Annotated in this window: 19 protein-coding genes and 2 pseudogenes; 7 read left to right on the forward strand and 14 right to left on the reverse strand. The window is 63.0% G+C overall.

Going from position 1 to position 25976, the window contains the following annotated elements:
* Positions 1-53: 53 nt before the first annotated feature.
* The gene (locus tag B2D37_RS09075; protein ID WP_079202379.1) at positions 54-659 is read right to left on the reverse strand and encodes a flavin reductase family protein; all 606 of its coding nucleotides are present in this window, start codon (positions 657-659) and stop codon (positions 54-56) included.
* Positions 660-974: 315 nt separating this feature from the next.
* Between B2D37_RS09075 and B2D37_RS09080 the strand changes: the two genes are divergently transcribed.
* The 6 genes and pseudogenes from B2D37_RS09080 (at position 975) to bcsC (ending at position 11287) form a co-directional block, all read left to right on the forward strand.
* The gene (locus B2D37_RS09080; RefSeq protein ID WP_079202380.1) at positions 975-1193 is read left to right on the forward strand and encodes a BcsR/BcsP family cellulose biosynthesis protein; all 219 of its coding nucleotides are present in this window, start codon (positions 975-977) and stop codon (positions 1191-1193) included.
* A 1-nt stretch (position 1194) separates the two neighbouring features.
* The gene (gene bcsQ, locus B2D37_RS09085; protein ID WP_079202381.1) at positions 1195-1926 is read left to right on the forward strand and encodes a cellulose biosynthesis protein BcsQ; all 732 of its coding nucleotides are present in this window, start codon (positions 1195-1197) and stop codon (positions 1924-1926) included.
* Positions 1927-2009: 83 nt separating this feature from the next.
* Positions 2010-4514 carry a UDP-forming cellulose synthase catalytic subunit gene (gene bcsA, locus B2D37_RS09090; RefSeq protein WP_256573163.1) on the forward strand — a complete coding sequence of 835 codons (2505 nt, stop codon included), beginning with the start codon at positions 2010-2012 and terminating at the stop codon, positions 4512-4514.
* 176 nt (positions 4515-4690) lie between these two features.
* A pseudogene (gene bcsB, locus B2D37_RS23615) lies at positions 4691-6726 on the forward strand (cellulose biosynthesis cyclic di-GMP-binding regulatory protein BcsB).
* 26 nt (positions 6727-6752) lie between these two features.
* On the forward strand, positions 6753-7841 hold the full coding sequence (bcsZ, locus tag B2D37_RS09105; RefSeq protein ID WP_371915436.1) for a cellulose synthase complex periplasmic endoglucanase BcsZ: 1089 nt from the start codon (positions 6753-6755) through the stop codon (positions 7839-7841).
* Positions 7838-11287 (forward strand): cellulose synthase complex outer membrane protein BcsC, encoded by a 3450-nt coding sequence (gene bcsC, locus B2D37_RS09110; RefSeq protein WP_079202386.1) that lies wholly within the window; start codon positions 7838-7840, stop codon positions 11285-11287. Before bcsZ ends, bcsC begins: the two co-directional genes overlap by 4 nt.
* A 132-nt stretch (positions 11288-11419) precedes the next feature.
* Here the strand turns inward: bcsC and bcsG are convergent, their stop codons facing one another.
* The 4 genes from bcsG to selD form a co-directional block, all read right to left on the reverse strand.
* A complete protein-coding gene (gene bcsG, locus B2D37_RS09115; RefSeq protein ID WP_177345205.1) occupies positions 11420-13081 on the reverse strand; it encodes a cellulose biosynthesis protein BcsG in 1662 nt (553 codons plus the stop codon).
* A 170-nt stretch (positions 13082-13251) separates the two neighbouring features.
* Complete coding sequence (locus B2D37_RS09120) at positions 13252-13530, reverse strand: hypothetical protein (RefSeq protein ID WP_079202388.1); 279 nt, start codon at positions 13528-13530, stop codon at positions 13252-13254.
* 99 nt (positions 13531-13629) lie between these two features.
* The gene (gene mnmH / locus B2D37_RS09125) at positions 13630-14730 is read right to left on the reverse strand and encodes a tRNA 2-selenouridine(34) synthase MnmH (protein WP_079202389.1); all 1101 of its coding nucleotides are present in this window, start codon (positions 14728-14730) and stop codon (positions 13630-13632) included.
* Positions 14730-15764 carry a selenide, water dikinase SelD gene (gene selD / locus B2D37_RS09130; protein ID WP_079202390.1) on the reverse strand — a complete coding sequence of 345 codons (1035 nt, stop codon included), beginning with the start codon at positions 15762-15764 and terminating at the stop codon, positions 14730-14732. Before selD ends, mnmH begins: the two co-directional genes overlap by 1 nt.
* Before the next feature lie 111 nt (positions 15765-15875).
* Here selD and B2D37_RS09135 point away from each other — a divergent pair, with 111 nt between their 5' ends.
* Positions 15876-16910 (forward strand): patatin-like phospholipase family protein, encoded by a 1035-nt coding sequence (locus tag B2D37_RS09135; RefSeq protein WP_079202391.1) that lies wholly within the window; start codon positions 15876-15878, stop codon positions 16908-16910.
* A gap of 15 nt (positions 16911-16925) precedes the next feature.
* Here the strand turns inward: B2D37_RS09135 and B2D37_RS09140 are convergent, their stop codons facing one another.
* The 9 genes and pseudogenes from B2D37_RS09140 to B2D37_RS09180 all read right to left on the reverse strand — a co-directional run bounded on the left by B2D37_RS09140 (position 16926) and on the right by B2D37_RS09180 (position 25897).
* Entirely contained in the window at positions 16926-18122 is a 1197-nt protein-coding gene (locus B2D37_RS09140; RefSeq protein ID WP_079202392.1) for an ABC transporter permease, read from the reverse strand.
* Positions 18122-19336, reverse strand: a complete 1215-nt coding sequence (locus tag B2D37_RS09145) for an ABC transporter permease (protein ID WP_079202393.1) — start codon at positions 19334-19336, stop codon at positions 18122-18124. The genes B2D37_RS09140 and B2D37_RS09145 overlap by 1 nt, the downstream gene beginning before the upstream one ends.
* A complete protein-coding gene (locus B2D37_RS09150; protein ID WP_079202394.1) occupies positions 19336-20019 on the reverse strand; it encodes an ABC transporter ATP-binding protein in 684 nt (227 codons plus the stop codon). Before B2D37_RS09150 ends, B2D37_RS09145 begins: the two co-directional genes overlap by 1 nt.
* Complete coding sequence (locus B2D37_RS09155; protein ID WP_079202395.1) at positions 20016-21167, reverse strand: efflux RND transporter periplasmic adaptor subunit; 1152 nt, start codon at positions 21165-21167, stop codon at positions 20016-20018. Before B2D37_RS09155 ends, B2D37_RS09150 begins: the two co-directional genes overlap by 4 nt.
* A 136-nt stretch (positions 21168-21303) precedes the next feature.
* Positions 21304-22386, reverse strand: coding sequence for an AI-2E family transporter (locus B2D37_RS09160; protein WP_079202396.1), 1083 nt, complete (start codon positions 22384-22386; stop codon positions 21304-21306).
* Positions 22387-22691: 305 nt separating this feature from the next.
* Positions 22692-23507, reverse strand: a complete 816-nt coding sequence (locus B2D37_RS09165; RefSeq protein WP_079202397.1) for a DUF4892 domain-containing protein — start codon at positions 23505-23507, stop codon at positions 22692-22694.
* A gap of 8 nt (positions 23508-23515) precedes the next feature.
* Positions 23516-24177 (reverse strand): annotated as a pseudogene (locus tag B2D37_RS09170) (glutathione S-transferase family protein).
* Positions 24178-24227: 50 nt separating this feature from the next.
* Positions 24228-25091, reverse strand: coding sequence for an alpha/beta fold hydrolase (locus B2D37_RS09175; protein WP_079202398.1), 864 nt, complete (start codon positions 25089-25091; stop codon positions 24228-24230).
* Complete coding sequence (locus B2D37_RS09180) at positions 25088-25897, reverse strand: alpha/beta fold hydrolase (RefSeq protein ID WP_079204946.1); 810 nt, start codon at positions 25895-25897, stop codon at positions 25088-25090. Before B2D37_RS09180 ends, B2D37_RS09175 begins: the two co-directional genes overlap by 4 nt.
* Between the last annotated feature and the right edge of the window lie 79 nt (positions 25898-25976).

Consider the following 25976-nt stretch of genomic DNA (forward strand, 5'->3'; position numbering starts at 1 on the left):
CCGGGGCGATTGTGCTTTTAGCTATGAGCAGGTCGTTTTCAGAGCGGATCAGTTCAGGGGCGGCGCATCTCGAAGCTATCGCGGGTACGGGTATAAGCCATGCCGCCCAGGCGGCCGACCAGATCGAGCTTGTGCGGGTCAATCCGGCCCTTGTCGTTGAGCACCGCATCGTCGACATGGGCGAGCAGCACTTCGGCAAAAATCAGGTGGCAGTTCGGCGCATCCGGCGGATACGCCAGCACCTGCGCCACACGGCACTCGAAGGCCACCGCTGCGCCGGCCACACGCGGTACGCCAACTCGTTCGCTGGCCAGGCTGGCGATGCCGCAGTGCTCGAACTCGCTGACCCCATGGGGCAGGTGGGCAGCACTGGCGTTCATCGCCTCGGCCTGGGCGAAGGACACCAACTGGATCACCAGCTCGCCGCTAGCCTGCACATTGCGCAGCGTGTCCTTGAGACTGCCGTCGTCACGCAGATTGACGTTGACCATCAACGTCGGCGGCGCGTCGCTGATCACCTGGAAAAAACTGAACGGCGCCAGGTTGCTGATGCCATCGCGGGAAACACTGGACACCCAGGCGATCGGCCGCGGCGTAACCGTGGACGCCAGCCAGCGGTAGGCATCCAAAGGCGTCAGGGCACTGAAGTCCAGTTGCACGGCAAATTCCTCGGATAGTTGGGGTTGCCCAGTATGCCACTGCCGCCAGTCAGTGCCTCCGCCCTTCGACCGGTAATGCCGCTGGTCGGATGTCCTCGCCGGATTGCCAGCACCCAGCAGCGGAGCCCCTTGTTTTGCTGGTGATTGGTGGCTCCAGAGGACCTGCGGCAGATCAAAAAAAAGGGGCTATAGCGCTTCTCTTTCCGCAATGCGCCACTAATATGACATATGCCGCAGCACTATCACGCTTAGAGTCATTTATTTGACTAATTAGAACAATTATCAGCCAACCATCATGGAACGAGGAAAACCACCATGGGCATTCAGCCAATTGAAGAAGATCGACTGACGGTGGAACCACCGGAGGACCTCAACTTCCTCCTCGAACACTACCAACTAAAGACCTTTCAATATTCAGAGCTGCAACACGAGCAGGCCGTACTCGCCTCGGTCGCCGACTGGCCACTGCTGAGCGAAACGCTACGACCACTGCTCCTGCTTGTTGAAGCCGCGAAACTCGACAAGGCAGACTGACATGCACTTGATTGCCCTACAGGGGCTGCGTGGGGGCTGCGGCACCACGTCAATAGTGGCCGGACTGACCTCAGCCCTGGCTATTCTGCACCATCCCGTACTGGCTATCGATCTGTGCCCCAGCAACATCCTCAGCCTGCACTTCGGCTTACCCTTCGATGAGCCCTCGGCCTGGACGACGCGAGAATTGCACAATCCTGCCCAGGAGATAGTCGCCTTTCGTCAGCAGGAGCGGGTTTCCGTGCTGCCATTTGGCCGCCACGCCACCCAGGGTTATGACCCCCTGCGTGCTGTTGACATGCTCGAGCACGCACTGCGACAACTGACGCCGTCGAGCAGCACCTTTGTACTGCTCAACATTCCACCTTACCTGAACCTGCTCAGTCACCTCGACCAGCGCCCGGATATCCATTGGCTGCACGTGCTGGTGACGGATCCGGCCTGCCATATCCTGCTCAACTACCAGCTGCGTGACCACCACCCCCTGCCACGCAACCACCACTGGCTGATCAATCGCCTGCAACCGTCGCTCAAACTGTCCCACGACCTGCTGGAACTCTGGCGACTGGCCCTCGGACAGTTGCTGGTTCCTTGCGTGATCCATGAGGACGAAGCGGTTCGCGAGGCGCTGGCACGCAAGCAACTACTGGGTGAAAGCGCGCCGCACTGCCTAGCCATGCGAGATTTCCTCGCCTTGGCTAATTGGTGCGTCAAAACGGTGGAAAACCCATGAACCAGTGCACTCTACCGCCGCCAGCGCAACCATTGCCGAACGGAGCCGACCAGCCCGCTCCCGTCCGGCAGCCGAGTCTGCTGATGGTGTTTGTCCGTGCCCTGTGCTGGATGCTCTTTGCCCTGGAGTCTGCCAGCTGGCGTTGGCTGCTGGCGCACAGGCGCCAGCTCTATCCTCAGTCCTGCGAATTACGCCTACGTCCGGGCGATCCGCTGCGCGTATTGCTGCAGAGCCTGTGGCTGGTGCTGGTAAAGCCGGTCGATCAGCGCCCACACACACTCACCAGGTTTGCCACGTCGTGCCTGGCAGCCTTGAGTCGATGCCGGCAAGTGCAGGGGAAGGCATTGCAACGCCTGCTGGCGCGCGATAGCGGCCGTCAGATCAGCGCCCAGCCGGTGCCAGAGCGGCCCGACGGCACAGCTACCTGGCTGCAACTGCCGATGCTGCTGGTGGCCATGCCGGTGCTGGTACTGTGCATCACCCAACCTCTTGAGCCGTATCAACAGGCGCTGTTTGCCGGCCTGCTCTGGCTTATCGCGCTGGGCGTGGCCCGCTTTTCCGGGCGCCGCGCGACGCTGATCCTGATCGTCCTGTCAATTCTGGTCTCCAGTCGTTACTTCTGGTGGCGCTACAGCTCCACCTTGAACTGGGACGACCCGCTGGATTTGGGCTGCGGCCTGCTGCTGCTGGCTGCCGAGAGCTATTCCTGGCTGGTGCTGATCCTTGGCTATCTGCAGTCCATCTGGCCACTCGACCGCCAGCCCTGCCCATTGCCGACCGACATGGCCAACTGGCCGAGCGTGGACATCTACATCCCAACCTATAACGAAGACTTGTCGGTGGTGCGCCCGACCGTGCTCGCGGCGATCGGCATTGACTGGCCACAGAGCAAGCTCAATATCTGGCTGCTCGACGATGGCAAGCGCGACGAATTCCGCCAGTTCGCCGCTGCCGCCGGGGTTGGCTACCTGACCCGCTCGGACAACCGCCATGCCAAAGCCGGCAACCTCAATACCGCGATGGGCAAGACCAGCGGCGAGTTCATCGCCATTTTCGACTGTGACCACATTCCAACCCGCTCCTTCCTGCAGATCACCATGGGCTGGTTCCTGCGCAGCCCGCGGCTTGGCGTCTTGCAAACACCGCATCACTTCCTCTCGGCCGACCCCTTCGAGCGCAACCTGGATAATTTCCGCCAGACGCCAAACGAGAACACCCTGTTCTACGGCCTGACCCAGAATGGCAATGATCTGTGGGACGCGACTTTCTTCTGCGGTTCCTGCGCCATTCTGCGGCGTACCGCACTGGAAAACATCGGCGGCTTCGCCGTGGAAACCGTAACCGAGGATGCGCACACCTCGTTACGCCTGCACCGTCATGGCTGGACCTCGGCCTATATTCGCATTCCCCAGGCGGCCGGCCTGGCCACCGAAAGCCTCAGCGCCCATATCGGTCAACGCATCCGCTGGGCGCGTGGCATGGTGCAGATTTTCCGTCTCGACAACCCGCTGTTTGGCCCAGGCCTCTCGCTCGGGCAGCGGCTCTGCTACTTCAATGCCATGCTGCATTTTCTTTCCGGAGTACCGCGCCTGATCTACCTGACGGCGCCATTGGCCTTCCTCCTTCTGCACGCCTACATCATCTATGCCCCGGCCTTGCTCATTCTGCTGTTCGTCGTGCCCCACATCGTCCATAGCACCATGACCAACTCACGCATCCAGGGCAGGTACCGCCATTCGTTCTGGAGCGAAATCTACGAAACCGTGCTCTCCTGGTATATCGCCCGACCCACCAGTGTTGCCTTGTTCAACCCGCGCAAGGGCACCTTCAACGTCACCGCCAAGGGCGGCCTGATCGAAGACGACCAGTTCGACTGGAAGATGGCCAAGCCTTTCCTGATCCTCGCCGCCCTCAACCTGACCGGCCTGCTGTTTGGCCTCTACCGTCTGCTCTGGGGTGCGAGCGACGAGCGCCTGACCGTACTGATCAGCCTGTGCTGGGTGCTGTACAACCTGATCGTGCTCGGCGGCGCCCTGGCTGTGGCGGCAGAAGTCCGGCAAATTCGTCGGGCGCATCGCGTTGACCTGCACCTCGACGCAGCGATCCGCCTGCCCTCGGGACATGCCTACCCCTGCACCCTGCTCAATTACTCGGACGGCGGCGTGAGCATCCAGCTACCCCATGGACTAGACCTGACCCTGCCTGACGCTGCCAAGCTATCGCTGTTGCTCAGGCGCGGCCACGAGGAATTCGAATTTCCCGCCCGCGGCCGCAGCATTATTCAAGGCGTCCTCGGTGCCGAACTGGACCCCATGGATCTGCGCCGCCACGGCCGCTTCGTCCAATGCACCTTTGCCCGCGCCGACACCTGGGCGCGCTGGCATGACGGTTTCGTACAGGACAAACCGCTCAGCAGCTTGCGCGGGATCGCCCGCGTCGGCCTCGGCGGCTATCGACAGACACTGTTGTATGCCCCGCCCTGGATGCAACCGCTGATTGATTTCGGCCGCGGCACCGGCCAATGGCTCGCCTCTTTCGTGCCAACCAACCCCGTACTCAGCACCGTCCAGACAGGGTCACGCCCATGAAGCTGCAACATTTCGCCCGTTTCGTGCTCATGTTCATCGCCACGGCGCTGATCTCGAACAGCGCCGTGGCCACGGCGACGCAGCCGCCAGCAACGGACGCGACGCAGCCAACCACCTACCAGCGCAGCCTCGGTCTCAGCGAGCTTTCTTCACCCGGCGTTCTCCTGCTGCGCAATATGTTGCGCCACCTCTACGCCGAGTTCGGCGTGCGCAGCGATGAGCTGGTCACTGCCGCCGAACTGCAGTTGTTCTACACCCCCTCACCGGCGTTGAACGCCAAGCGCTCCCACGTCAAGGTGTACCTCAATGACGAATTGATGGGCGTGCTGACGGTCCTCGATCAGGAGCTCGGCCAGGAGATCAAGCGCACATTAGCGCTGGATACGAGTTTCATTCGCGACTTCAATCACCTGCGCTTCGAGCTGGTGGGCAGCAGCGACAGTGCGTCTGAGGATCCCATGCACGCCAGTCTGTGGCTGGACTTCAGTGCCAAGAGCCAATTGCAGCTCAGCGTCCAGCGACTCAAGGTCAGCAACGATCTGGCCATTCTGCCGGAGCCATTCTTCGATCACAGGGACACGGCACCCCTGCTGCTGCCGTTCGTTTTCAGCCGCGCGCCCAGCCCAACCCAGCAGACCGCTGCAGCCGTCCTCGCTTCCTGGCTCGGCATCCACAGCGGTTGGCGCGGCGCCTCCTTCCCCGTCTCCTTCGACGACTTGCCGGCCAACCGTTCGGCTGTGGTGTTTGCCAGCAACCAACACCGCCCGGCGTTCCTCAAGGATTACCCAAAGGTCAGCGCCCCCACACTGGCCATCATTGACCATCCGAGCGCACCCTTCGCCAAACTGCTGTTGATCCTGGGTGAGGATGACCAACAAGTACTGGCCGCCGCCCGCGCAGTTGCCCTGGATAGCAACAGCCTGAAAGGGGCTTCAAGCACCCTGCGCAACATCCCCGAAGCCCCCCGAGAATGCCCTACGATGCGCCCAAATGGGTGAAAAGCGATGGGCCCACACGCTTCAGCGAACTGCTCGACAATCCCATGCAACTGCAGGCGAGTGGCCTGGTGCCACCGCCACTGAGCCTGACCCTGAGGGTGCCAGCGGACCTGTTCATCTGGCGCAGCCCGGGCGTACCACTGGATCTGCGCTACCGCTATACGCCACCGCTGCAGAAGGAGTCTTCGCTGCTCAGCATCAGCATCAACGACCACTTCGTCCAGGCTCTCCCCCTCAACGATCCGGCGCCAGGAAAAATCGCCGGCCTGGCCCAGCAAAACCTGCCCCTGCTCACGCAACAGCCCGGCAGCAAGCGGCTGATGATCCCGGCCCAGCTCATCGGGCCACACAACGAACTGAGGATGAACTTCACCTTCAATGCCCTTCCCGGCTGCGCTAATTCCAACAACTGCGCCACCAGCCTGCCAATGAACATCCAGGCGGCGATCGACCCTGACTCCAGCATCGATTTTTCGGCCTTCCATCACTACAAAGCGATGCCCGATCTGCAGGCTTTTGCCGAAACCGGTTACCCCTACAGTCGTGTCGCCGACCTCTCGCAGACGCTGGTGCTGATGCCGGCCCAGCCGAATCAGGCCGAGCTGTCGCTGCTGCTGGCGATCACTGGCAGAATCGGCGCCTATACAGGCTACCCCGCCACCCGCCTGAGCATCAGCGACGACTGGCTGGCTGCGGCGCAAAGCCAGCGTGACTTGCTCCTGATTGGCGCCGTTGCGCCAGCATTCAGCAACCAGGATGGCCCGGAACTGGGCGCCCTGGGCGCACAGATCGCGGCCAGCCTGAGCCACCCGGATAGCAGTGCCGCGCCCTCACAGATCAGTGATGCATCAGCCGATCTGGCAGCCCTGGTCGGGTTCAAGTCGCCCTTCGACGATCAGCGCAGCGTGGTCGCGCTGATGGCCAGCGACGCCAGCGGCTACAGCCTGATCGAGCAGAACCTGCTCGACAACCAGCGCCGCGCCAGGATCGCCGGCTCAGTGACCTTGATGCACGGGGAACACATCGATGCTGCCGTGCTTGGCGACACCTATTATATCGGCAGCCTGCCCTGGTGGCTGCTGCTCTGGTTCCACCTCGCCGACCACCTGCTGTTCCTGATAATCCTGGCCTTGCTGAGCGCCGTGCTGCTGGCCAGCGTGATGTTCAGCGCCCTCAGTTTGCTGGCCAAACGCCGACTGCAAGCCCCCATCTGAGGTGCGTCATGAAACCTTGGATGGTCATGCTGTTAGTCCTTTCGCCGCTCGGCAATGTCGCGCACGCCGGCTGCCAGTGGCCATTGTGGGAGCAGTTCAAGCAGCGCTTTGTCGATGACGGCGGACGGGTAATCGACAGCAGCGACCCGCGGGCGATCACCACCTCCGAAGGCCAGGCCTATGCCATGTTCTTCGCCCTGGCAGCCGGCGATCGCCAAACCTTCGAGCACCTGCTGCGCTGGCTGGAAGACAACCTGGCCCAGGGCGACCTGCAACAGCACCTGCCAGCCTGGCTCTGGGGGCGCAACCCGGAGGGCCAATGGCAGGTACTCGACGCCAACTCTGCGGCGGACGCTGACCTCTGGCTGGCCTATAGCCTGCAGGAGGCCGGCAGACTCTGGCAGCACCCCGATTATTCACGTCTGTCAGCCCGGCAACTGGCACTGATCGAGCAGCACGAAGTCGCCCAACTGCCGCAACTCGGGCCGCTGCTGCTGGCCGGAACAGAAGGTTTTACCGGTCAGGAGCGCTGGACCCTCAATCCCAGCTATTCCCCCCTGCCCCTGCTGCACAGCTTCGCCCACCGCTACCCGGACAGTATCTGGGCGGCGATGCTCGAACCGACCCAGCGCATGCTCGAAGAAACCAGCGCGCGAGGCTTCGCCCCTGACTGGGTCGAGTGGCAGGACGGACAATGGCAGGCGTCACGCAGGAGTGGCTGGCAAGGCAGCTACGACGCCATTCGCGTCTACCTCTGGGCGGGCATGCAAACGCCGGACCCCGAGGAGGCGGACCGCGTCGTGCAACGCTTTCAGCCGATGCTGCACTATCTCCGCCAGCATGACCGACCACCTCTGCACGTCGACAGCCTGACCGGCGTGGCTGAAGGATATGGACCACCGGGGTTCTCCGCGGCACTACTGCCGTTGCTCAGCAGAGCTGCAGAACCCGACTTGCTGCAACAACAACTGACTCGCCTGAGCACCGAACCCCTGCGACCCGACGCCTACTACGACCATGTGCTTAGCTTGTTTGGCCAAGGTTGGAACGAAGGCCGCTATCGCTTTTCACCACTCGGGGCATTGCATCCACAGTCAACAGAGGACTGCACATGACCAAGTACCTGCCTTTGGCTCTGCTTCTGCTGAGCACCAGCGTACATGCCACTGAACCCAGCGAAGCCCGCCTGCAGTTGCTCGAACAGGTGCGCACCGGAGAAGCACGTAACAAAGTGGAGTTGATCGAGGAAAGCCTGTATCGACTGTTCAAACTTGACCCTGACGACCCCGAAGGCCTGGCAGCGCTGATCCGCCTGCAACTGCGCAAGAATCAACTGACTGAGGCCCAGGCCACCCTCGAACACCTGAACCGCAGCGCACCCGACAGCGAGTCCCTGGCGCTGGCCCGCCTGCACTTGGCAATCAACGAGCCAAAGGCCAAGGAACGCCTACAGCAGGCTCGCCTGCTGGCGCGCGCGGGACGCCCCGAGGAAGCGCTGGTGATTTATGACAGCCTGTTCGACCCTGGCTTTCCCACTGGTGATCATGCTCTCGAATACTGGCAGACCCTGGCCAATACCCCACAAGGCCAAGCCAGGGCCCTGCAGGGCCTGGAAAAGCTGGTTGAGCAATACCCATACAGCAGCAATTTCCGCCTGGCCCTGGCCAGACAGCGCCTGGCTATCGACCCATACAGCGAGGCGGCCCATGCCGATCTGGAACAACTGGCCAGCGACTCCTATGCCCGAGCGGGCGTGGCCAGCGTCTGGCAAGACCAGCTCGAACGGCTGCCAGTCAATGAGCGCAGTGCCGCCCTCTGGCGCCGCTACCTGCAGCAATACCCAGAGGCCGACGACCGCGCCAGACAATCCCTGACCGAACAGGAGCAGTTGCTCGCCAACCCCTCCTTCCAGGCCAAGCAGCGTGCCTTGAGTAATCTCGACAGCGGCTCGCCTGCGTACCCGGCCATCGAGCGCGACCTGCAACTGGCACTCAAGGGTTTTCCCACTGACGCGCAAACCCTCGGCGCGCTGGGCCTGCTGCGTCAGCGCCAGGGCCGACAACAGGAAGCCCTGGCCCTGTATGAACGGGCCCGCAGTCACGAGGAAAACATCGACAACCTGGGCAAATGGCAAACCCTGATCGGTGAGTCACGCTTCTGGGCCACTCTCAAGGAAGCCGACGCAGCCGTCGACCAGGGCAAGCTCGAACGCGCCGAGCAGCTTTACCAGCAGGCGGCCAAACTAAAGCATGGGGCAACCGAACCGCTCAACGGCCTGGGCGACATCCAGGCCAAGCGCAAAGACATCGGCGGCGCCGAACGCCACTACCAGGCGGCATTGAGTCGCGACAGCAACAACCTCGCGGCCAAACGCGGCCTGATCAACCTGTACAGCGCCAGCCAGCCCGAACGCGCACGGCGCATCATTGCCACCTTGCCGGTCGACCAGCGCCAGCGCTTCGAGCCCGAATTGAACCGCCTGCAGGCCGCCGAGCTGGTAACCCAGGCCCAGCAACATACCGACCAACAACGCTGGGCCAGCGCCAAAGACATGCTTGAGCAGGCTCTCAGGCTGCAACCGGACAACCCCTGGATCGCCTATGACCTGGCCAAGGTTCGCGTGCAACTCGGCGACGCCGCCGCCGAGCAGAGCTTTGCCGGCCTGCTCTACCGCGCGCCTAAAGATCGGGCGCTACGCTATGCCCACAGTCTGTTTCTCGCCAGCCAGGATCGCCCGAAACAGGCTCTGGACAGCTTGGCCAAGGTGCCACGTGCCGAGTGGGACGACAGCATGCGCGCGCTGGAGCAGCGCTTGCGCTTCGGCCAGAGCATGGACCATGCCCGTCAGCTGAACGCCCAACAACAGCAGCCGCTTGCCATCAACTACCTGCAGCAGCAACAGCGACATTTCCCAGGCGAAGTGGCCATCCCTCTGACCCTCGGTGAATGGGCCGAGCAGCGTGGCGACCGCACGGAAGCCGAGCGCCAGTACCGACTGGCCCAGCAACTCGAACCGCACAACAGCGAAGCCGAACTCAGCCTGATCGAGCTGGCCCAGCAGCGCCGTGATGCCGATGTACAGCAGCGCCTCGAGGCGTTTGCCCCAGCCACACCTACGCCCAGCCAGCAGCGGCGTACGGCCAATCTCTGGCTGCAACTCGGCGAACCGGCCAAGGCCGAGCAAATCATGGCCCAGGCCCGTCTTGCCGCCCCGGAAGATCCCTGGATCTGGCGCGACAGCGGCCGCCTGGCCCTGGCCGGCGGCCAACCGCAACAGGCGCTGGCGGCCTATCGCGAGGCCATGCGCAGCAGCGGCATCGCCCTGCCGTCGGAAGATGCCCTGGCCTTCACCCGCAGCACCCGGGCTGATGGCGAAGACGACTGGCTCAAGCGCAGCATCCGTAGCGACTCCGCCGAGCTCTACCTGCGCCAGGCGCCCACCGCCACCGTGCAATACAGCTACCTGGAAAGCAAAGGCACACCGGGCTTCTCCGACTTGCAGGCCAACTACCTGAATGTCGAGGCGGCACAACCGCTGGGCAGCGGCCGGGGCTTCTTACGCGCCGAGCAGGTGACCCTGGATAGCGGCAGCTTCGACAGCCTGCTCGACGCCGACGACTTCGGCAGCGTCCTCATCTGCCAGCAACGCGGTGAAGCCTGCAACCGCGGCGACAGCCACCAGCGCGAACAAGGCACTGCACTGGCCATGGGCTGGCGTAGCGAACCCCTGGAGTGGGACATCGGTACCACGCCACTGGGCTTCCCGGTGGCGGATGTGGTCGGTGGCATACGCCTCAGGGGCGACCTGGCCAAGCTGGGCTGGACCCTGGACGTCTCGCGCCGCGCCCTGAATAACTCGCTGCTGTCCTTCGCCGGCACCGAGGACCCGCGCACCGGCGAAACCTGGGGCGGTGTTCGCGCCAACGGCGTTCGCCTGGGCCTGAGCTACGACGAGGGCGGCAGCTACGGCATCTGGTCGAGCCTGCAGGCGCACCGCCTGAGCGGCAAGAACGTCGAGGACAATGACCGCTACCGGCTGATGGCCGGCGTCTATTTCCGCCTGCTCGACGAGCCCGACCGGCGCCTGCGGATCGGCGGCAACGCCATGTACTGGCACTACCAGAAAGACCTCAGCGGCTACACCTTGGGTCACGGCGGCTACTACAGCCCGCAGCAGTACCGCTCACTCTCGGTACCGATCAACTATGGCCAACGCTGGGGCGACTGGTCGATCTACGCGGAAGCGTCAACCGGCTTTTCCTGGTCGCGCAGCGACGACTCGCCCTACTTCCCGACCCGCGGCGACTTGCAAAGCGAAGCCGGCAACCCGATCTTCGAGGGCGGGCGCAGCGACGGATTCAGTTATCGTTTCAGTTTCTCGGCGGAACGGCGGCTGACCCCAAACTGGTTCGTGGGCGGCCTGCTCGGCATGGAGCGCTCGGTGGGCAGCGACTACGAGCCGCGCGGCGGCCTGCTCTACCTGCGCTACAGCTTCGCCCCTTGGGATGGCGACCTGAAGATGCCACCGGAACCCCTGGAGGAATACGCCCAGTTCAACTGAGCAAATGGCAACGCCACAAGCCCGCATCACCCCCGTGACCCGGGCTTGTGTTTGGCTATGCGCTCGCCACCTGCTGCAACTCGCTTTTGTAGGGTGGCGATCAATACATCACAGGCATATCGCCTTGCTTATTCAGTGTTGCGGATAAGGGATCCAGCTTTGGTTCTCCATGCGCAGGTAATGCTCGTTGTGCAGGCGCACCATTACACTGCCCTCGTTTTCTGCCACCACCATGTCCAATTGCGGAAGGTCACGAGTCACACTGAACAGGTCGAAGTCGGCATTGCGGTAGACCTCGCCATCGACCAACCGTGCGATCAGCTCGGACAAGGCCTGATAACTGCTCGGCGCCTGGATATGCAGCGGCTGCTGCGGCCGCGGCGCCTTGGCATTGATCAGTTTGAGCCCGGCCGGGATATGGGTAACTGTCGGGCTGGGAATCTCACGCATGCCCTTGATCTGCATCAGGTCGCCGCGCAGGGCCGCACCATGCTCGGCGACTATGACCAACAGCACTGGCTTGGCAGAGGCCTGCAAATGCTCGATGAAGCTGTCGAGGTCATCCAGCACCTGACGCAAACTGGTCGTGTAGTCGGCGCTGACGGCCTTGCCGCTGACCTTGTCCACCCGACGATTGCCATCGTGCAAGGTGCTGGAGTTGTAGAACAACGCCTCGCGCGGCGAGCCTGAACTCAGGCGCTGCTGCCACCACCGCGTCAGCACTTCGCGATCGCGATAAATGGGCCAGCCGTCGAACCCGGTCAATGCCGGGCGTAACTCGCCGAGTGGGTTGGCCGCCGCTTGCAGGCGACCACGGTCACGCAACAACCCGAGCATGTTGTCGAAGTGACCGGTGTGGTTGAGCAGGAAGCCATCGGTGTAACCCAACTGTTTGAGGTTTTCGAACAGGAAACATTGATTGGCCGCGGGACGATACAAAGCGGCATTCGACGTCTGGCCGCAACTGGCGCGCAACAAACGCAGCACTGCCGGGCCGCTGTAGGTGGCCGCAGAGTTGAAATTATCGAAGAGGATATCCATCTTGGCCCACAGCGGGTGCTGCACCATCCCCGCCTCTTCCAGGTCATCCCAGGCCATGGAACAGATATTCAACATCAGCACATCCAGGGGTACGGCATCAGCCGCCAGTTCGCGCGGAAATTGCGTGACCTGCTGCCCTTGGCTCGCATAAAAGCCGTCCAGGGTCGCGTTCAGATACGCATCATCGATCACGGCCGGCGTCACTTCGCCCGCCACGGGTGCGATGTGCGCGGGGGGCGACTGCAGCACCGGAACAACGCCCTGCGGGCGGGCGAACATCTGGGCATTGCCCACCACCAGCATCAGCACCAGAGCCACTACGGTAAAACTGGTGACTCGAATCCACTGGCTGACGAACAGGTAGCCGACCAGCAGGATCAACCCCGCGGCGAGCCAGGTCGGATTGATGAAGCGCCCCACCAACTCCAGCATATACTCGGGACTGAACTGGGTGACCTGCGCGAAGTTGGCGATCAGACGACTGAACGGCGGCAGCCAGCTGTCGTAATAATACAGGCCGACCCCCAGCGGAATGGCGAGCATATGGCGCAACCTATGCAGCCATTGCGGCGGCAAAGGCAACAGCAGGAAAGCGGCGAAAGCCAGATTCTCCAAAGCATGGAAGTTCAGCTGGCCATACCAGAGCAAAACCAGCTTGGTGATGAAGTAGAAGTTCCACAAGCCCAGACCCGCCAGGAACTCATGGTAGCCGGTGTCGCTAAAGCGCTGCCTTGCAGCATGGCCAACCCCCAAGTAGTCAATGTTGCTGCATGCGGTTCTTGCGGGGCATCGCCCTAGCGAGCAGAACCTGCATCATGCGCTAAGCATTGCTGCTGATTGGCAAAAGGCAAATGTCGACTGGCTTTTTATCGAGCCTATATCGGGCCATTTTAGGCGGTCGCTGGCGCAACCGCCGAGTGCGTCTAACGGCCTGCGCGTGACTCGCGAATGTAGAAACGCGCGCGCTCGGCCTTGCTGGTGCAGCCCTTGTATCCTTCAAATTGCTGCTGGGTTTTCGCCGCGGTCAGCAGCGACAGGGCTTTGGAATAACTCACGGTGCCGGTAAAACCTTCGGCCTTGGCCAGATCCAGCTCGGCCCAGGCCGCATTGAGTTGATTGGCGCAACTATCGCGATAGGCGGTTTTTCCGGCACAACCGGCCAGCACCAGGGCGATCATCGGTAGCAAGATCCAGGCTTTCATGTTGCGCACTCCTTGATATCGGGAAACAACTAGAGGTCGATGATGCAATATGACGACCGCAGGGCGGAAAAGTGCCTGCACTCGTCAACAATGACCCTATTAAGAATGGCTGCGCTGACGTAGAAACGCCACTACGTCTGCCTGCTCGCCCACGAACTCGATTCGCCCGGCCTTGTTCTCGCGCTGGAAGGCATACATAGGATCGTAATACTCGACCAGTAGCGCTTCGATCCAGCCGCGGTGCAGATCCACCACGCCTTGGCTCTGCTGCTCCAGCAGGGCTTGATCCATGATCGCCGCCAGACGTTGGTAACGTTCACCACCCAGACGCTTGAGGATGTTCGCCAGACTCTGCTGCAATTGCTCGGCGAAGGCCTGGAAGCCCTCCTCCGCGCCATGTAAGACGATGAATTCGGCACACAGGTCGATCACGTAATCCTTGAGAATGCGCTCGACCCGGCCCGCCAGGCTGTCTTCCAACCAGACCAGGGGAAACTCCTGCATGCCCTGGTAGAGTTCCAGCGGCAGGGCGCTTTTGCCGATGATGCGGCCCTCATCCTCGAGCACGAATTGCTCGATGCCCGTCGCGCGCTTTTTCAGGATGTCGATGGCCAGGGCATTCTCGAAGTCGATCTGCGCCGGCTGGACAGTGACGCGCTTGCCGAAGCTGGAGCCGCGATGATTGGCATGCCCTTCCAGATCCAGGCTGTTGTCGAGTTGGGCGATCACCTCGGTCTTGCCGGTGCCGGTCATGCCGCCGACCAGGATGAAGTTGCACTGCGCCGTCGCCTGCAAGGTGGTTTCCAGGAGGAAGGTACGCATCGCCTTGTAGCCGCCGATCACCCGCGGGTAGTCGATGCCCGCCTCGCTGCTCAGCCATTGCTGGACGATCTGCGAGCGCAGACCGCCGCGAAAGCAATACAGATAGCCCTCGGGATTGGCCCTGGCGAAGGCCGCCCAGGCCTCGATCCGTGCGGCCTTGACGTCCCCACTGACCAATTGATGACCCAGTTCGATGGCGGCCTGCTGGCCGCGCTGCTTGTAGCAGGTGCCGACTCTCTGCCGCTCGTCGTCGTCCATCAGCGGCAGGTTGCGCACGCCGGGGAAGGCGCCCTTGGCGAACTCCACCGGGGCCCGAGCATCCATCATTGGCGTGCCGTTGAGAAACAACTGGCGATAGTCGCTACTGTTGTCACGCATCACAGCACCTCGACTGCGTAACGTTGTCGCTCGAGCAGCTGGCCAATCGGCTCGAGCGCCAGATCCAGTTCGGCGGCGAGCGCCAGGAACTCCGCTTCGCCCTCGGCGGTCACCGCAATCAGCAAGCCGCCGCTGGTTTGCGGGTCGCACAGCAGAAGTTTGTACAGTTCGGGTAGCGGCGCAACCTTCTCGCCGTAACTGTCGAAGTTACGCTGGGTACCACCCGGCACACAGCCCTGCTCCAGGTAGTACTCGACGCTGGCCAGACGCGGCACCTTGGCGAACTCGACGCGTGCGGTCAGGCCGCTGCCGTCGGCCATCTCGAGCAGATGCCCGAGCAGACCGAAGCCGGTGACATCGGTCATCGCAGTCACCCCGGCGAGCTTGCCGAAACGGCTGCCCGGTTTGTTCAGCGTGCACATCCAGTCGCGCGCCAGGCCGACATCCTCGCTGCGCAGCTTGGCCTGTTTCTCCGCGGTAGTGAGGATGCCGATGCCCAGAGGCTTGCTCAGGTACAGCTTGCACCCCGCCGTGGCGGTGTCATTGCGCTTCATATGGCGTTTTTCCACCAGGCCGGTGACGGCCAGGCCGAAAATCGGCTCGGGCGCATCGATCGAGTGTCCGCCCGCCAGCGCAATACCCGCCTGGTCACACACCGCACGGGCACCGCGAATTACCTCACGGGCTACTTCCGGGGCCAGTAGATTGACCGGCCAGCCGAGAATGGCGATGGCCATCAGCGGATCGGCGCCCATCGCATAGATGTCGCTGATCGCGTTGGTCGCGGCGATCCGGCCAAAGTCGAAGGGATCGTCGACGATCGGCATGAAGAAATCGGTGGTCGACACCACCCCACGTTCTTCGTCGATGGCGTAGACCGCCGCATCGTCACGCGAGGTATTGCCGACCCACAGCTTGGGGTCGAGATTCTGCGCACCACTGCCAGCCAGGATCACTTCCAGCACCTTGGGGGAAATCTTGCACCCGCAGCCAGCGCCGTGGCTGTACTGGGTCAAACGGATCGGCTCGCTCATGCATTTTCACTCATATCGTCGACAGGCGGCGGCATTCTAGCAAATGTGGCCTTGGCTCCAGTGATCGCCACGCGTATCTTGATAAAACAATGCGTTACGGGGGATTAATAGATGGCTCAACGGGTAGCGCTGGTCTTGGGGGCGGGGGGGGCGCGCGGTTACGCGCACATTGGCGTAATCGAAGAGCTGGAGGCGCGAGGCTATGAGATCGCCTGCATCGCCGGCTGCTCCATGGGCGCGGTGGTCGGCGGCATCTACGCCGCCGGCAAGCTCAAGGAGTACCGCGACTGGATCCAGAGCCTGGATTACCTGGACGTGCTGCGCCTGCTCGATGTCAGCTTCCGTCTGGGCGCCATTCGCGGCGAGAAGGTATTCGGCAAGATCCGCGAGATCCTTGGCGAGATCAATATCGAGGATCTGCCGATTCCCTTCACCGCGGTCGCCACCGACCTGACCAATCAACAGGAAATCTGGTTTCAGGAGGGCTGCCTGCATAAGGCCATGCGCGCCTCGGCGGCGATCCCCAGCCTGTTCACCCCGGTCATCCAGGGTAAACGCATGCTGGTTGACGGCAGCTTGCTCAATCCGCTGCCAATCGTGCCGGTGGTCTCCAGCCACTGCGACCTGATCATCGCGGTCAACCTCAACTCGAACAACCAGCGCCACTACCAATTGCCGACAATCGAACGGCATCCGGTACTGAAAGAGCGTTTTGACGTGATGATGGCCACACTCGGCTCGCGACTGCCTTCGCTACGCCGCAAGAATGGCAACGCCGATGAACTCTTGCTGATGGAAGAGCGCAAGGTTGCCGAGCAATTCGATCCCTGGTTGCAGAACGCTGACGAGCCTGAACCGGCACAAGCCACCGAGGCGGCTGCACAGGCCACACCGAAATCGGCCAACGACTCCCACATCGCCGACATCAGCGGCCCCGCATCCTTGCTGGAAGTGATCAACCAGAGCTTCGAGGTCATGCAGACCTCGCTGGCACAGTACAAGATCGCCGGTTATCCGCCGGATATCCTGATCAACGTGCCTAGGCGCGCCTGTCGCTTCTTCGAGTTCTACAAGGCTCCAGAACTGATCATGCTCGGCCGGCAGATCGCTCGCGACACCCTGGACAAGTACGAGCAAGACAACTAGGCGAACTGCCCCAGGCTATTCGCTGCGCAGCGCCTCGACCGGATGCATGCGCGCGGCCCGGCGTGCCGGAGCGATACCCGCGAGAACCCCGACCACCCCAGCCAGCAGCAGTGCCAGAAGCAGAAACAGCGGCTGCAGGCTGAGCGGCAAACCGGGCACTCCCAGGTGCAAGCCGGCGAGCAATAGTCCGACCATCAGCAGGCCGAGTACGCCGCCCAGCAAGGACAGCAGCAGCGCCTCGCCGAGAAACAAGCCAAGCACTTGGCGTGGCGAGGCGCCAATGGCGCGCAGCAGGCCGATCTCCGCGGCGCGCTCGGCCACGGTTGTGGTCATGATGGTAAGGATACCCACCGCCCCAACCAACAGGGAGATACCGCCGAGGGCGCCGACGGCGACCGTCAGGCTCGCGAGGATCCGATCGAGACTGCGCAGCATGTCGTCCTGGGTGGTGAGGCTGAAGTCCTCGCTGCCGTGACGCTCGATCAGCAGTTGGCGAATTTTTTCGCTGAGCGCCAGGGAGTGGGTGGCGGCGCTGAACACCACGTTGATCTTCGCCAGCCCGCTGCGATTGAACAGGCTTTGCGCCCAGTCGGCCGGGATATAGGCAATGTCGTCGACGTCAAAGCCGAGCAACTGGCCCTTCTTTTCCATCACTCCAATCACGCGGAAACGCGTACCGCCAACGCGGACCAGCTCACCCAGCGGGTTGGCTGCGCCAAATAGTTCCAGACGCAACCTGTGACCGAGCACCACATAGGGCGGCGAGCGGCCGCCACGCGCTTCTGGCAGGAACTGCCCGAGCGCCAGCTTGAAGCGCCAGGCCTGGGCCATCTGATAACCGCAACCGAGCACCCCGGTATGGCGGCTGCGGGCGCCGAACTGGATATCGCCGTTACCCTGAATAATCGGCACCACCGCCTCGACATGGGGCAATCCGCGCAGGGCGTCGGCATCGGCGATGCTCAGCGGCCGCACGCTGCTGAGCAGACCACCGAGCCCGCTGGTGCGGATCATGCCCGGGCGGATCGAAATGTTACGCGAGCCGAACTGGGCGAAGTTGTCCAGCACATAGCCGCGCAAGCCTTCGCCGATGGAGGTGAGCAGCGTCACTGCGGCGATACCAATGGCTACGCCAAGTAGCGTCAGCAGGCTGCGCAGTGGCCGGCTGATCAACGCCGAGCAGATCAGCCGCAGGCCATCGCGCAGTTGCATCAGCGCGCTCCTCCGGCTGGCCGTAGTGCCACTACCGGGGCCATCGCGGCAGCCCGACTGGCCGGCAGCCAGGCGAACAGCAGCGCGCAGAACAGCGCCAACGCCAGCCCGCTAAGCCTGGCCCACCAGGGTGCATAAAAACCGACATGCAGCGCTTCGCGGCCGAGCCAGAGAGCCCCCTCACCGAGCAACAAGCCGCCCAGGGCGCCGACCAGAGCGAGCAGCAGTGCCTCGCCGAGAAACAACAGACGCACCTGGCCGGCCGTGGCACCGATGGCCTTGAGCAGACCGATTTCTGCGGTCCGCTGGCTGACCGAAATCCAGGTGACGTTCATGATCAGAATGCCCGCCACCAGCAGGCTAATGGCGGCGATCCCGCTCACGGCCAGCGTGAGCGTCGCGAGGATGTCATTGAAGGCTACCAGCATGCTGTCCTGACTGATCAGGGTCACGTCCTCCTTACCCTCGTGGCGCGCCTTGAGGGTAGCGAGAATCTGCTGCCTGCTGATCGCCAGGAACGCCGGGCCGCGCACCTCGACGAACACCCGTAGCAAGCCTTCGCGATCGAACAGCGCCTGGGCACTGGCCACCGGAATAATCAGCAGCTCGGCGAAGTCCATGCCCAAGGACTCGCCCCGCTCGGCCAGTATGCCGATCACGCGAAAGCGCCGGTCGCCCGCGCGCAACCATTCGCCGAGGGCCGGACGGGCACCGAACAGTTCTCGGCGCAACCTGGTCCCGATCACGCAGACCGCATCGGCCTGACCCGGATCGAGTGCCGGCAGCGGTTGGCCATGGGCGACCTCGAGTTGGCGGATGGCGAAAAACTCGCGGGTGCTGCCGACAATCAGCGCCTCGCGACTACGGTTGTCGACGCTCACCTGCGCCTGTCCGACCTGCAGCGGCGCGACCCGCCAGACATGGGGCAAACGGCCAATGGCCTGGGCGTCTTGCACCGTCAGGTCGCGCGGAGCCATGCCGGTGATTGGCGGCATGCCGCCACTGGTCTCGTTGCGCCCGGGCAAGATGATCAGGGTGTTGCGTCCGAGCAGGGCAAACTCGCTGAGCACGTAGCTGCGCGCGCCCTCGCCGAGGCCGGTGAGGAGAATCACCGCCAGTACCCCAATGCCGATAGCCAGCAACAGCATCGCACTGCGCGAACCGTGCCCGCGCAGTGCGCCGAGCCAGAGCCCCAGGGCATCTAGGCTGCGCATCAGGCCGGCTCCAGCTTTGCCTCGTCGACGATGCAGCCGTCGCGCAGTCTGAGCTGACGATGGGCACGCGCCGCATGCTGGGCATCGTGGGTCACCACGATCAGGGTCAGGCCCTCGGCATTGAGTTCCTCCAACAACGTGAACACCTCGCCGCCGGCATGGCTGTCGAGGTTGCCGGTGGGTTCGTCGGCTAACAAAAGTGCCGGCTGCATAACCATCGCCCGGGCGATGGCGACCCGCTGGCGTTGCCCGCCCGACAGCTCGCCCGGGCGATGCTTGAGGCGATTGCCGAGCCCCAGCCGCTCCACCAGCTCGCCGCTGCGCTGACGCCGCAGGTTCGGCTGGATGCCAGCGAGCAGCATCGGCAACTCGATATTCTCCTGCGCGGTCAACCGCGGGATCAGGTGGTAGGACTGGAACACGAAACCGATCATACGGCTGCGCAATTCGGCACGACGTGCCTCGCTGAGCGCCGCCGTCGGCTCGCCGTCGAGCCAATACTCGCCGGCATCGGGCGCATCCAGCAGGCCAAGGATGTTGAGCAGCGTCGACTTGCCCGAACCGGACGGCCCCATCACGGCCAGGTAGTCGCCCGAATGAATGTCCAGCTGCAGCGCGTCCAGCCCCATGACCTTCTGCCCGCCGGCCTGGAAGCAGCGCGTCAACCCGCGCAGGCGGATCACCGTAACGGCTCCGCGGTGTTGCTCGAGATCACCGCGACCCCATCCTTGAGTCCGTCCTGGCTGAGGCTGGCGAGGATGTGCTCACCCTCCGCCAAGCCGCCCAGCACCTCGGTCCAGCGCCAGTTGGCCAGGCCGGTATTCAGCGCCACTTCGTTGAGCAATCCGGTTCCAGAGTCGTAACGCAACACCCGGCGCCCCTCCAGCAAGGTTTCGGTCGGGATGCGCAGGCTGCCGGCACTCTGCTCCAACAGAATTTCCACATCGGCGCTGTAACCGGTGAGCAAGGCCACATCAACCGGTAACTGGACGAAGCGCACCTCGACATTGACGGTCCGCGCCTGTTTCTCCAGTTCGGTTATGAACGGTGCGATGCGACTCACCTGACCGGCGAAATGGCGCCCGCGGAAGGCGTCCAGGCTGATGCGTACCGACATGCCAATGCTCACGCGACCGGCATCTACCTCGTCGATCGGCGCCTCGACATACAGACAACTGTCATCGATCAGATCCACCGCCGGCGGCGTGGGAATCCCCGGCGGTGACGGGGTGACGAACTCGCCCAGTTCGCCATTGATCTGCGCGACTATGCCGGAGAACGGTGCGCGCAGGGTGGCTTGATCGAGTAGCGAACGCTGCAACGCCAGATTGGCTTCGGCCTCGCGGATCAGCGTAGCGCTGGAGGTGCACACCAGCTGCGCCAGATGCGCCTTGGTTTCGGCCTGATCCAGGCGGTCCGCGGAAGCCAACTGGCGCTCCGCCAGATGGCGCAGGCGCTGATAATCGCGCTGACCCAGGCTGGCACTGCGGCAACGTTGCTCACGGGTATTGCGCTTGTCCTCGAGGCGCGCTTCGGCTGCCTGCACCCGCGCCAGTAGGTCATCCTGACGCAGCCGCATCAAGACCTCGCCAGCTTGCACCTGCTGCCCTTCCTCGACCAGCAACTCACTGACCTGCCCGCCAGTATTGAATGACAGGCGCGACCGTCGGCAGGACTTCAGCGTACCGGCACGGGTATTGGCCACCAACGTTTCCACGGGTCCGCGTTCGACCGCATAGAGCTGAACCGGCATCGGCTGGGGCTGGTTCCACCACCAAACAAACGTCAATAAACCAGCTGACACTACAAGTACGATCAATAGGCTGCGCATATGTGCCTCTATTTTGACACCATCAGCTTGAGCCTAGGTCAGCTAGAGGCACTCAACAACGCAAGGGGATGCTATTGGTCGCTTGATAAATATTCTTAACCCCAAAGGGCGCATACGCAGCGATGAAGCAGCGCTGCTAGCCCAGTCGCTCCGCTGGCGGCAGGTTATCGCTCGGCGGCTTGGCCGGCGTTTTATCCGCTACCCAGTCGCCGAGCAGGCTGTAGGCCACCGCGAGCAAGGTCGGGCCGAGGAACAGGCCCATGAAACCGAAAGCCAGAATGCCGCCGAACACCCCCAGCAAGACCACCACTAGCGGCAGGTTGCCGCCGCGGCTGATCAGGTACGGCTTGAGGATGTTGTCCACGCCGCTGATCACGAACACGCCCCAGATCCCGAGAAATATGGCAAAACCATATTCACCCTGAGTGAACAACCAGGCAGCCGCCGGCACCCAAACCAGCGGCGGCCCCATGGGGATCAGGCTGAGCACGAAGGTGAGGATGCCGAGGATCAGCGCCCCTGGAACGCCAGCAATATAGAACCCGATCAGCGCCAACAGCGCCTGCGCCGCTGCTGTGCCAATGACGCCGTTGACCACCCGCTGCACGGTGCCGGCAACCAGCTCCAGATAGTGCTCGGCGCGCTCGCCGATCAGACGTTCGAGCAGGCTGCGGGCGAACTCCGCCAGGCGTGGCCCGTCGCGGTAGAAAAAGAACACCAGCACCAGGCTCAGGGCCAACTCCAGCACGCCACCGCCAATTTGCGCACTACGCGCCAATAACCAATTGCCGACCTGACCGAGATAAGGCTTGAGGGTGGCGAAAAACGCCGCGCCCTGCTGGTCAATGGTCTGCCAGAACCCCAGCAGGCTCTCGCCCACCAGCGGGATCTGCACCAACCAGTCCGGCGCTGGCGGCAGGCCGGTGACCTGGTAACCCTTGAATAGCGCCGTAGCATCGCCGACATGCTCGGCCAGGTTGAATCCCAACATCACCAGGGGCACCGCCACCAGGCCAATCCAGCCCAGGGTCAACAGTCCGGCCGCAGCAGTTTGCCGGCCATTGAGCAAACGGGTCAGCCCGCGCATCAGCGGCCAGCTGGCGAAGGACAGCACTGCCGCCCAGAACAGCGCCGAGCCGAACGGCGCAAGCACCCACAGGCTCGCGCCGAGTAGCCCGAGGAGCAAAATCTGCACCAGCAAGCGGTCGTTATTAAGCATTCTTGCAACTCCGCAACAGTGAGAAACGACGCCAGGAGCCTGTCGGACTTGACCGTCCGTAGCGAGGGAAGTTCGTGGTCCGACAATTCGGTTTGAGTCAGTTTTGCTGATCTTTCCAGGCCAATAGCGCGCTATTTAACGAGAAAGAGCGGAAAAAATGGACAACTTCGGCTTTCCCGCAGTAGGCCAGCGTTAAGTCTGACAGGCTCCTAGACCCTGCACCTCAGGTGCAGGGTCTAGTCAGCAGGCCATTACAGGATGGCGGGGGTGCCAACGCGTGCCTGCGCGGCGGGCTTGGCGGGCGCTCAGCGCAGCACGTTGATGCGCAGACCTGCAACGGCGGCATCGCCCAACTCCAGTCGCTCGGCCCTGACCCGCTGTTCGACCAGCGCCTGGCGCCAGGCTTCGGCCTCGGCGCCAGACAGGCTAACGCGCAAGGTGCTGTCGAGGTTGAGGCTGCGTGCCAGCAATGCCACCCAGGCTTCGCTGGGCTCGGCCTGCTTCGGCAGGCGCAACTCACCACCGTCCTTCAACTGGCGGAACAAGGTCGCAGGCGTTGGTAACACGTCAGCCAGCGGTGTATTGGCCTCCAGCAGCTCGACATGCAAATAGGCGCGCTTATTGCCCCGCGTGATGCTGTAGAGCGCCAGCAAGCTATCCTGTCGCGGCTCGGCCAAGCGCATCAGCACGTAGGCCTGCCCGTCATCGGAGCCATACAGGATGCGATTGCCGAATACCGCATTGGCCCACAGGCTGCTCGATCCACACTCACGCTCCTGACACCAGTAGAGCAGCTCGGCATCCTGCGCCTGCAACGCTTCGCGGGCAGCGGTGAACACGTCATCGGCCGTATGGGTAGACGGTAACTCGTAAGTCAGCGAAGTGAGCTGCCCTTGCGTTGCCACTTCGCGCTCGTAGCGCAGACGACCACTGATACGCCGAATCGAACCTTGCGGGTAGATCCGCTCCTGCTCGGCGACTTCGCTAAAACTGACAATCTGGCTACCAGGAAAACGCGGCAACACCTCGAGATCGCGGCTACCGGCAACATCCGCGGCAGATACAGCCGCCGCCATGGCTGCGCTTGCCAATACCCCACCCAACAGACTGAAGCAACGCATACGAGCCCTCATTGGATCAGCATCGACTGGGCGGCTTTTAGCGCGGTGTCGTCAAGCACTTCGCGGCGCGGCAACAAGATACCGCGCTGCACCGCCGGGCGGCTCTCGAGTGTATCGATCCAGCGCTGCACGTGCTCCAGCCCCTCGATCGAGACCCCCGACCAGTCATGGATGCTCACCCAGGGGTAGGTGGCAATATCGGCGATGCTGTAGTCGCCGGCCAGGTATTCGGCCTCACCCAGGCGTCTGTCCAGGACCTCGTAGAGGCGCCGGGTTTCGTGCTGGTAACGGTCGATCGGGCCTTGCAGCTTCTCCGGAAAATAACGGAAGAACACATTGGCCTGCCCCTGCATCGGGCCGACGCCACCCATCTGGAACATCAGCCACTGCAGCACCAGCGAGCGGCCCTTGAGGTCCTGCGGCAGCAGTTGGCCGGTCAGCTCGGCGAGGTAGATCAGAATGGCGCCGGATTCGAATACGGCGAAGTCGCCGTTATCGCGGTCGACGATGGCCGGAATCCGCCCATTGGGATTGATCTTGAGAAACTCCGGGGTCTTCTGCTCTTTGCCCTCGAAACTCAGCTCATGCAGGCTGTAGGGCAGCTGCAACTCCTCGAGCGCAATGGACACCTTGTGGCCATTGGGGTCGCGGCGGTATAAAGGTCGATCATGCGATTCTCCATTGCAATCGGCCACACCTTCCTCAGTTGCCTTTGGCAAGTCAAGACGAGCGTAAGAAAGGATTGAAACAGTCTGCTACCAGTTGCGCGCCAGCTTCGTCATCCAGGTGCAGATGATGCCCGCCGGGCAGATGGGTCAGGTCGATCGGCAAACCGCTCAACAGCTCGGCGAAGTTCGGCTGCGCCACGAACATGCCCTGCTCGGCCAACAGCAGGCTCACCGGGCATTGCAGGGACCGAACAAAAGCCATGGCATGGGCATGGGTCAGGCGCAGCGGCGATGGCAGGGTCAGGCGGCTGTCGGTGCGCCAGGTGTAACCACCCGGTACTGGCATCAGTCCGCGCTGGGCCAGCAACTCGGCGGCTTCGCGGCTGACCGCAGCGGTTCCGCGCATGCGCGCCTGGACCGCACGCTCGAACTCGGCGTAGACCGGCTTGCGCTTGCCGGCCAGGGCCATCTGCGCCTTGAGCGCCTCGGCCAGTTTCTGCGGCGCGGTGTCGGCCTCGCCGGTGTAGGGAATCAAGCCATCGATCAGCGCCAGGCGTTCGACTCGCTCGGGCAGCGCACCGGCCAGCAGAACCGCGACGATGGCGCCCATCGAATGACCGAGCAGGGAAAACCGCTGCCAGCCGAACTGCTCGGCCACCTGCAAGACATCGTGCACGTTGTCCCAGATACTGTAGCTGGCGCCCAGCGGACGGTGATCGGAATGGCCATGACCGGCGAAATCCAGGGCGACGATGCGCAGCCCCTGCAACTTGGGCGCCAGCCGGGCGAAACTCGCGGCATTGTCCAGCCAACCGTGCAAGGCGATCACCGGCTGGCCATCCGCCGGGCCATACAGATGGGCCGCCAGCTCGATATGCGGCAGGCTCAGGCGTACTTCCTCGAACGGCAGCTTCATGCGGACACCTCGACAGGGGGTTGACCGGACCAGCGCTGGAACAGCGATCGCAATAGCTCGGCAGTGTCCTGCGGCCGCTCCAGGGGGAACATGTGACCGCCCGGCAGGGTCAGGTATTCACCCTTGGCCATCCGCCGAATCAAGCGTGCGTGATGCGGCAGCACCACGCGACTGTGACGCCCACGGATCATGGCCAGCGGCACTTGTAGCTGCTGCGGACGCCCCGGATTGGTGTGCGGCACGCTGCGATAGATACTGATTTCCGTGGCCGGGTCGAAACGCAGGCGCAGGCCCTGTCCATTGCCGTGCAGACCATGCTGCAGATAGGCATCCAGGCATTCCGGATCGAAACGACGAAACAGGTTCTTGGCGGCAAAGTAGCTGCGCGCCTCGACCAGATCGGCGAACTCTTCGCGCCGGCCCAGGGTGCGTCCAGCCGGAGTGATGCGGTCGATAAAACCGAAGCGCTTGGCCGCGCGGATGACGATGCGGTCGGCCAGGGTCAGCACCGGCGAATCGAGCATCACCACCCCGAGGTACAGCTCAGGCCTGAGCAAGGCCGCGTGGTAATGCAGTACACCGCCAAGCGAATGACCGACGCCCCACACCGGCTCGCCACGCTGCTCGAGGTGATGCAGCAGCTCGTCGACCAGGTTGCTCCAGTTGTCATTCACCGGAAAGCGCGGGTCGTGACCATGTTGCGGCAGATGCAGTACTTGGTAATCCGGGGCCAGGGCGGCGAACAGCTTGCCGTAGGTGGCCGAGGGGAAACCATTGGCATGGGCGAAGAACACGGGTTGAGTCATGGTGGCAGGCTTAGGCGAAATGATCCGGGGATTGTCCGGCAGCCGCGCCGACACAGCAATGACGAAACGGCCAGTGAAT

It is taken from the genome of Pseudomonas sp. CC6-YY-74, from assembly GCF_002025205.1.
Taxonomy (GTDB): Bacteria; Pseudomonadota; Gammaproteobacteria; order Pseudomonadales; family Pseudomonadaceae; genus Aquipseudomonas; species Aquipseudomonas paeninsulae.

Excerpts from the sequence above, each read along its gene's own strand:
- B2D37_RS09080 (WP_079202380.1), top strand. The coding sequence starts at position 975 with ATGGGCATTCAGCCAATTGAAGAAGATCGACTGACGGTGGAACCACCG.
- bcsQ (WP_079202381.1), top strand. The coding sequence starts at position 1,195 with ATGCACTTGATTGCCCTACAGGGGCTGCGTGGGGGCTGCGGCACCACG.
- bcsA (WP_256573163.1), top strand. The coding sequence starts at position 2,010 with ATGGTGTTTGTCCGTGCCCTGTGCTGGATGCTCTTTGCCCTGGAGTCT.
- bcsZ (WP_371915436.1), top strand. The coding sequence starts at position 6,753 with ATGCTGTTAGTCCTTTCGCCGCTCGGCAATGTCGCGCACGCCGGCTGC.
- bcsC (WP_079202386.1), top strand. The coding sequence starts at position 7,838 with ATGACCAAGTACCTGCCTTTGGCTCTGCTTCTGCTGAGCACCAGCGTA.
- B2D37_RS09120 (WP_079202388.1), bottom strand. The coding sequence starts at position 13,530 with ATGAAAGCCTGGATCTTGCTACCGATGATCGCCCTGGTGCTGGCCGGT.
- mnmH (WP_079202389.1), bottom strand. The coding sequence starts at position 14,730 with ATGCGTGACAACAGTAGCGACTATCGCCAGTTGTTTCTCAACGGCACG.
- selD (WP_079202390.1), bottom strand. The coding sequence starts at position 15,764 with ATGAGCGAGCCGATCCGTTTGACCCAGTACAGCCACGGCGCTGGCTGC.
- B2D37_RS09135 (WP_079202391.1), top strand. The coding sequence starts at position 15,876 with ATGGCTCAACGGGTAGCGCTGGTCTTGGGGGCGGGGGGGGCGCGCGGT.
- B2D37_RS09140 (WP_079202392.1), bottom strand. The coding sequence starts at position 18,122 with ATGCAACTGCGCGATGGCCTGCGGCTGATCTGCTCGGCGTTGATCAGC.
- B2D37_RS09145 (WP_079202393.1), bottom strand. The coding sequence starts at position 19,336 with ATGCGCAGCCTAGATGCCCTGGGGCTCTGGCTCGGCGCACTGCGCGGG.
- B2D37_RS09155 (WP_079202395.1), bottom strand. The coding sequence starts at position 21,167 with ATGCGCAGCCTATTGATCGTACTTGTAGTGTCAGCTGGTTTATTGACG.
- B2D37_RS09160 (WP_079202396.1), bottom strand. The coding sequence starts at position 22,386 with ATGCTTAATAACGACCGCTTGCTGGTGCAGATTTTGCTCCTCGGGCTA.
- B2D37_RS09165 (WP_079202397.1), bottom strand. The coding sequence starts at position 23,507 with ATGCGTTGCTTCAGTCTGTTGGGTGGGGTATTGGCAAGCGCAGCCATG.
- B2D37_RS09175 (WP_079202398.1), bottom strand. The coding sequence starts at position 25,091 with ATGAAGCTGCCGTTCGAGGAAGTACGCCTGAGCCTGCCGCATATCGAG.
- B2D37_RS09180 (WP_079204946.1), bottom strand. The coding sequence starts at position 25,897 with ATGACTCAACCCGTGTTCTTCGCCCATGCCAATGGTTTCCCCTCGGCC.